A 12,694-nucleotide genomic window follows, 5' to 3' on the forward strand; every position below is an offset into this window, starting at 1 on the left:
CCGGCCGACGATGGTGGAGGGGCCCACGGGTCAGGAGGCGCCGACGATGCGCAGCGACAGCGACACCCTCCGTGGCGGGCCCCGGTCCGGTACGGGCCGCACGGACGGGCGGGGCGTCCTGGACGTCCTGGTCGTGGGCGCGGGACCGGTCGGGCTCACCGCCGCCGCCGAGCTGCGCCGTCGCGGCACGGGGGTACGGATCGTCGACCGGCTGCCGGCCCGCCTCCCGTACGCCAAGGCGATCGGCATCCAGCCCCGCACGCTGGAGGTCTGGGACCGGATGGGCTGCGTACGGGCGGCCCTGGAGGCGGCCGTCCCGCTGCGCGGGCAGCTCCTCTACGTCGACGGCGTCGAGCGGTCCCGCTTCGACCTGGTGCTGCCGCCCGACGTGCCGTACCGCTTCGCCGCGCTGCCGCAGTACGAGACGGAGCGGATCCTGGAGGAGTTCCTGGCGGGCTTCGGGACCCGGGTCGAACGGGGCACGGAGCTCGTGTCGTTCGGGCAGGACGCGGACGGTGTGACCGCCCGGCTCGTCTCCGCCGGTGACACGGGGGCGCCGGTGGAGGAGGAGGTCCGCTGCCGGTATCTGGTGGGCTGCGACGGCGCGCACAGCGTGGTGCGCAAGCAGCTCGGGCTCGGCTTCGAGGGCGGGGCCTTCCCCGAGGAGTACATGCTGGGCGACGTGGTGGTCGACTGGGACCTGCCGCCCTGGTATGCGGTGCGCTCGACGTACCGGGGCGGCGCGGACAGTGCCGACGACGACGTCCTGGTGTGCATCCCGCTGCCGGGGCAGGGACGGTACCGCCTGTCGATGAGGCTGCCGCCGGAACTCTCCGCCGCGCACCGGGCCGAGGGGCCCGAGCCGGGGGACGGGGTCGCCCACGGCCTGGAGGGCGGCGCGCGGGCGCCGGGGCTCGCCGACATCCAGCAGGTCCTGGACCGGCTCTCGCCCCGGCCGGCGACCGCCTCGGAACTGCGCTGGTCCTCGGTGTTCCGCATCAGTCACCGGCTGGTCGACCGGTACGGCGAGGGCCGGGCGTTCCTCGCGGGCGACGCGGCGCACATCCATCCGCCGACCGGCGCGCAGGGCATGAACACCGGCATCCAGGACGCCTACAACCTGGCATGGAAGCTCTCCCTCGCCGTCGACGGCATCGCGAGCCCCGGCCTCCTCGCCAGCTACGACGCCGAGCGGCACCCGGTGGGCGAGGAGGTCGTCGGCCGGACCGTGCGGCACGCGAGCGGGGGCGTCCAAGCCGATCCGGAGACCCCGGGGACGCTTCTGCTGCGCGAAGCGCAGCTGCTCGTCGGATACCGGGGCAGCCCGATCACGGACGGCGACGGAGGCGAGGCCGGGGCCGGGCCCGGGGACCGCACCCGCGACGGAGGCGAGGTCGGGGTCAGGGCCGGGGACGGCACCCGCGACGGAGGCGACGGCGCGGGCCCGCGGCCCGGCGACCGGGTCCCCGACTGCACGGGCCTCAACACCCCGCTGGCCACCCAACCCCTGCGCCTGTACGACCTGTTGCGGGGCCGCGACCACGTGCTGCTGCTGTACGGCGACGACCGGACCGCCGACGACTTCGCCCGACTCGCCGTGCGGGCCGGGGAGTTGTCACACGGTGCCGTGCGGGCCTGTGTGCTGCTCGCCGCCGACGGGACCTCCACCGACGGGGTGGGCGCGCCGGGGCTCCCGGTCTACCGGGACGCGCGCGGCGAGTTCGCCCGGCTCTGCTCCGTACACGCGCCAACGGCCCTCCTCGTACGGCCCGATGGGTACCTGGGGGCCCGGCTGCGTCCGCCCACGGCTGAGGGCCTGGCCGAGGGGCTCGCGCGCGTGTTCCACACGTGAGGGGTGCGCGGGGCTTCGCCGTGCGGGGGACCGGGCGCGGGCCTAGCCTGGAGAACGGAGTGTTGCCCTCGTCTGGCAGGAGGCTGCCGTGAGGTACTCGCAGGCGCGTTGGCGCAAGCTCTGCATCGGTGTGGCTCTCACCGGCACCCTGACCGTCCCGGCGGCCACAGGAGCCGCGTACGGCGTGACGGCCCCCGATCCACCGCTGCCGGCCGCCGCCTCGGCGCACGCCACCGCGCCCTCCCCCTCGGGGAACGGGTTCCCGCAGCTCAGCCCGGCCGTCGCCGCGAAGCTGGACACGGCGGTCCGGAGCGTCATGAGCGAGGCGAAGGTGCCCGGCGTGATGGTGGCGCTGTCCGCGCCCGGCAAGGGCGAGTACATCCGCGCCTTCGGCACCGCCGACAAGGCGACGGGGCAGCGGATGACCCCGGGGCTGTACATGCGGATCGGCAGCGAGACCAAGACCTTCACGGTGACCGCGCTGCTCCAGCTCGTGGACCAGGGCAAGGTCGGCCTCGACGACCCGATCGGCCGGTACATCACCGGGGTGCCCAACGGGGACCGCATCACCCTGCGGGAGCTCGCCGGGATGCGCAGCGGCCTGTACAACTACTCGGCCGACGAGGACTTCTTCAAGGCCCTCACCTCCGACCCCAGGCGCCCCTTCACCCCGCAGCAGTTGCTGGACTACTCGTTCAAGCACCCGGTCAACTTCGAGCCGGGCGCGGAGTTCGAGTACTGCAACACCAACACGATCCTGCTGGGCCTGCTGGTCGAGAAGATCAGCGGCATGCCCCTGCACGACTACATCGCGCAGAACGTCGTCCGGCCGGCCGGTCTCCGGCACACCCTCTTCCCGACCGGCGCCGAGTTCCCCCACCCGCACGCCCACGGCTACACCAACCAGACGGCGTCGGGACAGACCGAGGACGCCACCGACTGGGACCCGTCCTGGGGCTGGGCGGCCGGGGCGATGATCTCCGACCTCCAGGACATGCGCACCTGGGCCAAGGTCGTCGCCACGGGCACGCTGCTGACCCCCGCGACGCAGGCGCAGCGCCTGAAGACCGGGGCGACGGGGATGCCGGACACCGGTTACGGGCTCGGCATCTTCAAGGTGGAGGGCTGGACGGGCCACAACGGCTCGCTGCCCGGCTACGAGTCGCTGACGATCTACCTGCCGGCGGAACAGGCCACGCTCGTCGTGCTCCTGAACACCGACATCCTGCACGACCAGGTCGAGCCCAGCACGCTGTTCGGGAAGGCGATCACCGAGATCGTCACCCCGGACCACGTGTTCGACCTGCCGAAGCCGACCGAACCGGCCGCCTCGACACCTCCCGCTTCCCCACCTCCTGCCTCGACCCCACCTGAGACCAGGTTCCCGGCCCCCTGACGGTCCGTCGCGCGGGCTGACCGCCCCTCGGCTCCGTCCTCCGGATCCCGTGAGGGATCATGGACAAAGGAGTCGAGAAGGGACGGGACGAACGATGAGGCACCGCAGTGTCGCCGACCTCATGACGCCGACCGCCGTGTCGGTACAGCCCGGCACGCCGTTCAAGGAGATCGCGCGGCTCCTCGACGAGTACGGCATCACGGCCGTACCGGTGGTCGACGCGGAGAACCGGCCGGTGGGGGTGGTCTCCGAGGCCGATCTGCTGCGCCGTCACACGGCCAAGGAGGGCCCCAGCACCGCCGAGGCCATGATGTCCAGCCCCGTCTTCGTCGCCCGCCCGTCCTGGACGGCGGTCGAGGCGGCGCGGCTGATGGAGCGCCACCGGGTGAAGCGGCTGCCGGTCGTCGACGCGGAGGGGCGCCTGATCGGCGTGCTCAGCCGCAGTGACCTGCTCCAGCTGTTCCTGCGGCGGGACCGGGCCATCCAGGAGGAGATCCTGGAGGACGTCGTCACCCGGATCCTCGGCCTCTCCCCCGCGTCCCTCCACATCGACGTGGCGGAAGGCCGGGTGACGCTGACCGGCACGCTGCCCCGCAAGGGCGTGGGGCCGATCTTCGTGCGTCTCTGTGAGGACGTGGACGGGGTGGTGGAGGTGGTGGACCGGCTCGTCTACGGGGAGCAGGGCGAGGCGGACCCTTCACCGGGGTCCGCCTCACCGGGGATCGCCCGGCCGGAGAATTCCTAGCCGCGCGGCTTGCAGGGGTCGCAGCAGGCCGGCGCCGGTTCGACGCAGACCTTCACCGCATCGGTGTTGTCGGACGGGTCGGGGTCCTTCTCGGCGGCGGTGACCGAGGCGGTGTTCGTGATCAGCCCGGTCCTCGTCGCCTTCGCCCGCAGGGTGAGGGTCGCGCGGCCGCCGACGGGCAGGTCGCCGACCGACCACTGTCCGGTCCCGGGGTCGTACGTGCCGCGGGAGGCCTCGGCGGAGAGGAACTCCAGGCCGGCCGGGAGCCGGTCGGTGACGGTGACGCCGGTCGCCGGGCTGGGGCCGGCGTTGTGGACGGCCACCCGGTAGGTGACCGTCTGGCCGACGGTGACGGTGGTGGCGTCGGCCGCCTTCGTCACGTCCAGGTCCGCGGCCGGCCGGACCACGGTGACGGACTCGTTGGAGGTGGCCGTGAGGGGCTCGGGCGTGGGGCCGAGGCGGTTCTCGTAGGCGGCGGTCGCCGTGTTGGTGACGCGCGTCCCGGCCGTCTCCAGGCCGAGCACGACGCGGTACTCGACGGTCGTGCCGCCGGGCAGGGCCGCGGTGTTGGCGAGGCTGCCGCCCTGCGTGGCGGAGGCGTCGGAGCCCAGCCGGAAGACGACCGCGTCCGCGGCGGCGTCGTAGGAGGCCTGGTCGTCGCCGGCCCGGTCGGTCTTCACGCCGCTGTTCGGGCCGTCGATGACGCGCAGCGAACCGGGCACGTACGTGGTGCCGGGCGGCAGGACGTCGGTGAGGACGAGGCGTTCGGCGGCCCCGCCGCCCTCGTTCCTCGCGTTGATCCGGTACGTGACGACGTCACCGACGTCCAGCGGGCCCGCCGGGATCGCGGTCTTGGTGAGCACCACGTGCGGGGCGGTGCCGAAGAAGATCCCGTCGAGGAAGTTGCCGATCCCCTGGTTGCCGCCGGCGGCCGAGACGGAGCGGAAGGCGAAGCGGGTGGTGGTCTGCCCGGCCGGGACGATGTAGGTCCCGGTGTAGTAGCCCCACGCCGTGTTGCCGTCGGTGAAGGTGCGCTGCTCGACCACGCCGCCCGGGGCGCCGATGTCGAGCGCCATGGTGTCCTGGCCCTGCCGGCCGCGGTGGTAGAGCCGCCAGTACAGCTTGGTGCCGGGGGTGGTCGGCAGGTCCTGGTAGAGGGTCGAGACCTGGTTGGCGTTGAGTTCGGCGAACTGCGCGCCGTCCGCCGACGGCACGCCGTTGAAGCCGGAGTGCCATAGCTCGATCATGTGGTCCGTGGCGGTGGTGCGCCAGCCGGGGACGTTGCTCGGGGCCTGCGTCTGGGAGGCGTCCGGCAGGAACGCCATGTCGGTGACGGGCGGTTGTTCGAAGCTGCCGTTGACGAGGGCGACCCGCAGCGGGGCGGGAGGAGGTGTGGTCACGCTGACGTCTCCTGTCGGTCGACGGTGCGCCGTCGCCCCGCGGGCCGCGCCCCGTGCTGCGGGCGGTGCGGACGAGCGGGACCGGAACGCTCCGTAGCCCACCACCCGCCCCAGGGTCACGTACAGTCGCGGCGAAGGCGTCCCGGCCACCCCGGACCTGGAGGTTTGCGCGCGCCGGCACCCTGCGTCACGGCCCTGCCACCGGCTCCCGCGTCCTGTGCCGTGCCCCTTCCCCCACCGTGGGCACCACCACCCCCACGCACACCGCCCGTACTGACCGGATGCCGCCGCCACGTGACGACCCCACGCCACATGACCAGGTGAATTCACGGGCGCCACATTGACGTACGGAGGTTCGATGGACGCGCCGGGCCCGCCGCTGCGCGTCCGGCACCGGCGGGCCCGGGGGTGTGGGGCGGCTCCGTCAGGAGACCGCCTCCGGCCAGCCGTATCCGGGTCCGGTGCGCCGCGGCACGGTGTCGGCGCCCACGGCCTCCATCTCCCGGTCGGCCTCCCTCATCAGCTGTCCGGCCAGATCCTTCATGGCCCGGCTCGCGGCGAGCTCGTCGCCGATCGCCGGCACGTCCACGTCCGCCGGGTTGCACCGGGCGGTGCCGTGGCCGGTGAGGGTCGACGTGCCGGTGTCCAGGTGCGCCTCCGCCCTGGTCCTGCCGCCCTCCTCGACCAGATCCAGGCCGACCTTCCACTCCAGGTGGCGCGTCATGGCCTGCCTCCTCGTACGCTCGTGCCCGCGGACCACGCGGGAGCGCCGCGCGGCCCTCTCCCTTCAGCATCCGTCCAGCGGCGCGCCGGCGCGACACGCCGCCCGGAGGGGTTCCTCGTTCACCCGTCCGGCGGACCCCGACTGCGCCCGCCCGCACTCCGGCCGACGCTGGTGTCCATCACGGTCGCACCTGAGGAGGGCCCATGGCATCGATGGACGTCCCGGCCGATCTGCCGAAACAGCGAGCGGAGGCGCGCGCCTCCGCTCCGCCCACGCTGACCTGGGTGACGCTCGCGCTGATGACGACCGCCTCGGTGGCGAGCCTGCGGGCGGCGCCGACCATGGCCGTGTACGGCCTCGCGTGCGTGTTCCTCTACCTCGTGCCGGCGATCGTCTTCCTGCTGCCGACCGCGCTGGTCTCCGCCGAGCTCGCCTCCGGCTGGAGCGGCGGCGTCTACCGGTGGGTGGCCGAGGGCCTCTCCAAGCCGCTGGGCTTCCTCGCGGTGTGGTGCCAGTTCGCGATGACGATCTTCTACTACCCGAGCCTGCTGGCCTTCGTGGCCTCGACCATCGCGTACGTCATCGATCCCTCGCTCGCCTCCAACGGCGTCTACACCGCGATCGTGATCATGGTCCTGTACTGGACCGGCGTCTGGGTCTCCTCGCGCGGCACGAAGGCCCTGGCCGGGCTGTCCAGCTGGGGCCTGGTCATCGGCACCCTGGTCCCCGGCACGGTCCTCGTCGTCCTCGGCATGGTCTTCCTCGGCCAGGGCAACCCCTCGGCGGCGCCCATGGACACCAGTCACCTGCTGCCGCAGTGGACCGGCCTCGCGAGCCTCGTCCTGATCGTCAACAACTTCCTGTCGTACTCCGGCATGGAGATGAACGCGGTGCACGTCTCCTCGCTGAAGGACCCGGCGAAGGAGTACCCGAAGTCGATGTTCCTGGCGATGGGCCTGGTGCTGCTCATCTTCATCCTGCCCGCGCTCGCCATCAGCTGGGTCGTCCCCGCGGAACAGCTCAGCCTCACCGCCGGCGTCATGCAGGCGTTCGACGCGTTCTTCTCGTACTTCGGCGTCGGGTGGATGACCCCGATCGCCGCCGTCATGCTGATCTCCGCCTCCCTCGGCGGCATGCTGACCTGGCTCGCCGGCCCGTCCAAGGGCCTCCTGGAGATCTCCCGCAGCGAGGGCTATCTGCCGCCCTTCCTGCAGAAGCTGAACAAGTTCGGCATCCAGCAGAACATCCTCGTCACCCAGGGCGTCGTGACCTCGGTCATCGCCCTCATGTACGCGCTGATCCCGAACGTCTCCAGCGTCTACTGGATCTTCTCGACCATCACCACGCAGGTCTACCTCATCGTCTACCTGCTGATGTTCGTGGCGGCGATGCGGCTGCGGAAGGACAAGCCCGACCACCCGCGCGGCTACCGCGTGCCGATGCTCGGTCTGGTCTGCACCGTCGGTCTGCTGGCCTCGCTCGCGGCGATGGCGATCGGCTTCGTGCCGCCCTCGCAGTTCGGCGGCAGCAGCGTGCTCTCGTACGTCCTGTTCATCGCGTGCGGACTCCTCGTCCTCGGCCTCCTCATCCCCTGGATCTTCCTGAAGGTCCGCAAGCCCAGCTGGCGCACGGCGGCGGCCACCGGCGGCGAGGCCGCCCGCAGCGGGGGAGACGCGTCATGAGCCCGACCCGCTTCGCCTCCGAGCACAAGTGGATCTACTGGGGCGCCATCGTCATCCTGGTGGGGCTGCTCATCACCGGGCTGGTCCGCTACAGCAGCTTCAAGCGGACGAACGAGAGCCAGAAGAAGGCCGACCAGCTCAGTCAGGAGCTGGTGAAGGCCGGCTACCCGGCCCCCGACACGGACACCGTCCAGCGCCTGCTCGGCACGGACGGCGGCCAGGTCTGCCAGGACCCGGCCAGCACCTTGAAGACGGCGCTCTACCAGATCCAGCAGCTCTCCAACGGCGCCACGGGACCCGGCAACCGCCCGATCATCGCCGACACCAAGGCCGTGGACGCCGAACGGATCGTCCTCCAGGTCTACTGCCCCGACCAGGTCGACGACTTCGACCAGGCCGTCGACGATCTGAAGACGGACGACACCGTGAGGAGGTGACCGCGCCTCCGCCGGATCCGCCCTCGTGTCCGCACCCCCGCCCGTGGCACGGGCGGGGGTGCAGACACGAGGGACCCCGGTCTGCCCTCCCGGGACTGGGCGGGCGGGGCGGATTGCGGAACCATCGGGGCAGGAGCCGTGACCGCGACCGTCGACCGGGAGGCAGCTCGTGCGCGCGAAAGCCAAGGGCCGGGACGGTACGTCCGACGACAGGCCGGCCAAAGCCGCCCGTACGGGCACGACGGCCCAGGCGCCGCGAACGGCCGCCGGACCGGCCCGGGGGGCCGTCTCCCCCGCGAACGCCGCGGAGTTGCAGGCGCGCATCGGCAACGCGGCCGTGGCACGCGCGGTGCGGCGCGCACAGGAGCGCGACGGGAACGCAGCTCAGGAGCCGTCCGGGCCCCCCTCCCTCGTGCACGACGTGCTCCGCCGCCCCGGCCGTCCCCTCGGGGAGCCGTTGCGCGCGGAGATGGAGCAGCGGCTCGGCGCGGACTTCTCCGAGGTACGGGTCCACACCGGGGCGACGGCCCAGCGCTCCGCGGCCGAGATCGGGGCCCGGGCCTACACCTCCGGGCGTGACGTGGTCATCGGGTCCGGCGGCGGCGACAAGCACACGCTGGCGCACGAGCTGACGCACGTCATCCAGCAGCGCGGCGGTCCCGTCCCCGGCACCGACAACGGTGCGGGCCTGTCGCTGTCCGACCCGTCCGACGCCTTCGAGCGGGCCGCCGAGGCCAACGCGCGGCGGGTCATGGCCGAGCGGCCCCGGTCGGCACCCGGCCCGGCGCCCGACACCCGGGCGGCACAACGGGCCGCGACTCCGGGCACACACGCGGACTCTCAGGCGGACACGCACGCGGGCACGCATGCCGGCGCGCACGCGGACGCGCCCGTACAGCGCATGCTCGGCTTCGAGACGGAGGTCAGCCTCCCCGTGGAGGACGCCCAGGGACGCATGTACGAGGGCGACACCGACCTGGCGCAGAGCACCAAGGAGGACTTCAAGGTCGTCTCCGACAAGCGCTCCCTGAACAACCGGCAGGGGTACTCGAACGTCGAGTTCGTGACGGGAGCGGTCAGGGTCGTCGGCTCGATGAGCGAGGCCGGCACCGAGCGGCTGGACCGGCTGGTCGACGAGATCCGGACCGTGCGGGAGGCGTTCTACGGGGCGGCCGACAAGACGCCCCTGGCGGACCTGCCGCTGGACCTGGAGATCCTGGCCGAGGGCGCGGAGGCCCGAGTCGCGCCGAACCTCGACTACACGGAGCACGCGGGCCGTCAGGGCCTGGGCGACGGCCTGTTCGTGCACTACTCCGTCGGCGTCCCGCTGAAGGGCATGCCGCTGTTCTTCGACCACCTGAGGAACGCCGCGCCCCACCAGGTGCCGGGAGCGCCGAACCGGCGCGCCCGGTTCCGGCTCACCCAGGCGAAGGCCTTCGCCGCGAAGGTCGTGGAGATGTACGAGGGCGACGCGACCACCTCGAAGAAGCGCAAGCAGCTGGACACGGACGCGCTCGACGGCTACTGCCAGTTGTTCTTCACCCAGGTCGCCGCGGTGGCGGACTACGTCGCCGAGGAGGAGGACCGCGGCCAGATCAAGAACCTGACGGCCGTACTGTCCCGGTCCAGGCTGTCGGACGTGCACGCTCTCCTCGAATCCGGGTTCAGGACCTTCCTGAACAAGCGGAGCGAGGACGTCCTCGACCTGCTCGCCGGATACCAGGAGGACTCCGGCGAGGGCACGAAGCTGGACTTCAAGGAGAAGGCCACCCGGGACGTCGAGGGCGGCCCGGTCACCCTCCTCGCCTTCGCCAAGTCGGCGATCAAGGGCACTCCCCAGGTGTTCCAGCAGAGGGTCTTCGGCGGCATGAACCAGATCGACCCGCACGAGGAGGAGGGCGCCATGATGGTCCCCTTCGAGATCCGCACCCTGGGCAGCCAGATGAAGACCTGGGACCAGCTGAGGACCGAGCTGCACAACCTGGCGAGCTGGGCCGAGGAGGCGTACCGGCACGACCGGGGAGAGGCCGGCGACACCAGCCGGCGCCGCACCGGGCCCGGACCCGACAGCCCGTGACCGGCAGCCGGGACCTCCCCGGCCTCCCTGTCCTCCCCGGCCTCCCTGCCCTCCCCCGCTCCGCCGACTCCCGAGAGGCAGCCGCACATGCCCGTTCCCGCCCGGCCCCGGCGCAAGGACGCGACCGCCGCCTCGGTGGAGCGCTCCGAGCGGTCCGCTCGGGCACGCCGTACGGAGGAGCGCCCCGGCTCCGCCGCCCCGTCGGCGGGCACGCTGGCGGCCCTCCAACGGGCCGTCGGCAACGCGGCGGTGGCGCGGATGCTCGCCCCGGCGCGTGACGCGGAGGAAGGAGACGGGACCGCGCCGGACCGGCGGGCCGCCGCGCGGGAGGTGCTCCGGTCGGCCGGACGGCCGCTCGACGCGCCGCTGCGCACGGAGATGGAGCAGCGGCTCGGCGCGGACTTCGGCGACGTACGGGTGCACACGGACCCGCTCGCGCAGCGCTCCGCCGTCGAGCTGGGGGCCCGGGCGTACACCTCGGGGCACCATGTGGTGCTCACGGACGGCGGGCGGGACAAGCACACCCTCGCGCACGAACTCACCCACGTCGTGCAGCAACGGCAGGGCCCGGTCGAGGGGACGGACACGGGCGACGGGCTGCGGGTCAGCGACCCCGGCGACCGATTCGAGCGGGCCGCCGAGGCCCGGGCACGGCGGGTCATGGCCGCACCGGTCGGGCGGGCGGCCGAGGGCGCACCGGACACGGCTCCCCCGTCCGCGCCCGCCGCGCGCGGTGTGGTCCAGCGCAAGGGGCCCGAGGATCTCGCCCCGTCGCTTCCGGAGCATCCGCCGCGCCAGGGCGGCCTGTTGGGCCGCTTCTCCGCGTTGACCCGTACGCAGCCGGGGCCCGAGGACGCGCTCGTGCGGCAGGTGCGCGCGAGCATCGCCGCCTACGACGCGGACCCCAACCGCGACCCCATGCACTGCCTCATGGAACTGTCCCGGCTCCAGTACGAGATCACCCCCGCGGAGGAGGACGCGACCAGCACGGTCAAGCCCTTCCTGACCGCGGCACGGAAGGCCGTCGAGGACGAACTCTCCCTGGTGCGAGGCCAGATGGTGCGGGACGACGCCCTGCCGGAGGAGGCCCGGGAGCCGTTCCGCGCGATGACCGACGGCGGCCTGCTGTGGCAGAGCGAGGAGTGGGCCGACAGCGCGGCCGCCTTCCGCATGCGGGGGGCCGGCTACTTCCGTGAGCTGTCGGAGCTCAACCGGGCGGGCATGGGCAAGGAGCTCGCGCCGCAGGCGGACCAGGGCTGGGTCGCCGACGTACGGACCCGGCTGACGACGGCGTTGCGGCAGAGCGTCCTGTGCCACTACACGTCCCGGGAGCGGGCCGAGCAGATGCTCGCCGCGGGGCAGATGAAGTCCAAGACCGAGCTGCTGAGGGCGGACCCGGGGGCGCCGAACAACTCGGAGGCGTACGACAAGCACGTGCTGGCCGACGAGGGCTTCGTGTTCTTCTTCCTGGAGGTCCCCGGCAGCCCGTTCCGCGAGACCCGGTTCGGCGGCTCGGAGCCCGCCCGGATCGAGATCCCGCTGACCTCGTCGCCGCTGATGAGCCAGGGCTGGCTGATGCTCAGCGACTTCGCCCAGCGCGAGTACCCCACCCTGCGCGCCCGCCCGGAGGACCCGGCGCACCCCCAGAGCAGGCTGGGCACGCGCGAGGAGACCTTCTCGCCCGGATACACCCTGCCCGTACGGAAGTTCGACGTGGGGGCCGGGGCGGCCGCCGACCGGATGGACCTCACGAGGATGACGGACGCGATGTCGGCCGAGAACGACCCGGCGCGCCGGGGGCAGATCCCCTTCGCGATGACCCAGGCGCTGGCCGATCCGCACAGCACCATGACGTACGGCTCCGGGGCGGGCGAGCGGATCCACGCGGAGCGGTTGCGGTCCAACACCCTGATGGGAGCGGACATCGTGCCGGGTCTGGCGGAGCGGGCGCTCGTGGAGATCCAGCGGCTCGACGCGGTCAACCCGCGGCTCGCGACGCGGCTCAAGGGGATGTCCGGCGAGGACCTGATGCGGTACCTGCTCAAGGACCTGCTGCGGCCCCAGGCGATGCTGCCGGGCACGGTCGGCCTCGGCGCGGCCACGGTGGTGCTGGCCTCGGGGCAGCAGTTGCCCGTCCCGGCGCAGTGAGAACAGGGTGAGAGCGCTCTTTCCCCAGGGCTTCGCAACCGCTCTGAGAGCGCTCTATACCGGTCTTCCTTACCCCTGACCGAAACGAGGAACGGCGGACCGAAGTCCGCCGTTCTGTCCGTTTATGACCGGTGGCCGTACCGGACAAATCAGACCGTCGGCCGTCCCGTCGTGGATGCGTTTTCCGGACAGCCGCGACAGGGGTGATATTGCGCGGACGCAAAGATGCCCGA

The 12,694-nt window shown here is 72.6% G+C and carries 9 protein-coding genes; 7 read left to right on the plus strand and 2 right to left on the minus strand.

Annotated features, from left to right (window positions below):
• The first annotated feature begins 46 nt into the window (after positions 1-46).
• The 3 genes from ACZ3ZE_RS12325 (at position 47) to ACZ3ZE_RS12335 (ending at position 3,993) form a co-directional block, all read left to right on the plus strand.
• Positions 47-1,852, plus strand: coding sequence for an FAD-dependent monooxygenase (locus ACZ3ZE_RS12325; protein WP_467258801.1), 1,806 nt, complete (start codon positions 47-49; stop codon positions 1,850-1,852).
• 88 nt (positions 1,853-1,940) lie between these two features.
• Positions 1,941-3,248: a serine hydrolase domain-containing protein gene (locus ACZ3ZE_RS12330; RefSeq protein ID WP_467258804.1), complete on the plus strand. Its 1,308-nt coding sequence runs from the start codon at positions 1,941-1,943 to the stop codon at positions 3,246-3,248.
• A gap of 94 nt (positions 3,249-3,342) precedes the next feature.
• The gene (locus tag ACZ3ZE_RS12335; protein WP_361167076.1) at positions 3,343-3,993 is read left to right on the plus strand and encodes a CBS domain-containing protein; all 651 of its coding nucleotides are present in this window, start codon (positions 3,343-3,345) and stop codon (positions 3,991-3,993) included.
• On the opposite strand, the gene ACZ3ZE_RS12340 is transcribed toward ACZ3ZE_RS12335, so the two are convergent.
• Positions 3,990-5,393 (minus strand): DUF7507 domain-containing protein, encoded by a 1,404-nt coding sequence (locus ACZ3ZE_RS12340; RefSeq protein ID WP_467258807.1) that lies wholly within the window; start codon positions 5,391-5,393, stop codon positions 3,990-3,992. The two genes, ACZ3ZE_RS12335 and ACZ3ZE_RS12340, sit on opposite strands and share 4 nt — an antisense overlap.
• A 424-nt stretch (positions 5,394-5,817) precedes the next feature.
• A complete protein-coding gene (locus tag ACZ3ZE_RS12345) occupies positions 5,818-6,117 on the minus strand; it encodes a DUF1876 domain-containing protein (RefSeq protein WP_361167073.1) in 300 nt (99 codons plus the stop codon).
• 203 nt (positions 6,118-6,320) lie between these two features.
• Between ACZ3ZE_RS12345 and ACZ3ZE_RS12350 the strand changes: the two genes are divergently transcribed.
• The 4 genes from ACZ3ZE_RS12350 (at position 6,321) to ACZ3ZE_RS12365 (ending at position 12,461) form a co-directional block, all read left to right on the plus strand.
• Positions 6,321-7,799, plus strand: coding sequence for an APC family permease (locus tag ACZ3ZE_RS12350; protein WP_467258810.1), 1,479 nt, complete (start codon positions 6,321-6,323; stop codon positions 7,797-7,799).
• Positions 7,796-8,236, plus strand: a complete 441-nt coding sequence (locus ACZ3ZE_RS12355) for a hypothetical protein (protein ID WP_467258813.1) — start codon at positions 7,796-7,798, stop codon at positions 8,234-8,236. The genes ACZ3ZE_RS12350 and ACZ3ZE_RS12355 overlap by 4 nt, the downstream gene beginning before the upstream one ends.
• 169 nt (positions 8,237-8,405) lie before the next feature.
• The gene (locus ACZ3ZE_RS12360; protein ID WP_467258816.1) at positions 8,406-10,313 is read left to right on the plus strand and encodes an eCIS core domain-containing protein; all 1,908 of its coding nucleotides are present in this window, start codon (positions 8,406-8,408) and stop codon (positions 10,311-10,313) included.
• 87 nt (positions 10,314-10,400) lie between these two features.
• Positions 10,401-12,461 carry an eCIS core domain-containing protein gene (locus ACZ3ZE_RS12365; protein WP_467258819.1) on the plus strand — a complete coding sequence of 687 codons (2,061 nt, stop codon included), beginning with the start codon at positions 10,401-10,403 and terminating at the stop codon, positions 12,459-12,461.
• The last annotated feature ends 233 nt before the right edge of the window (positions 12,462-12,694 follow it).

The sequence above is a fragment of the Streptomyces sp. NPDC023157 genome, from assembly GCF_055560575.1.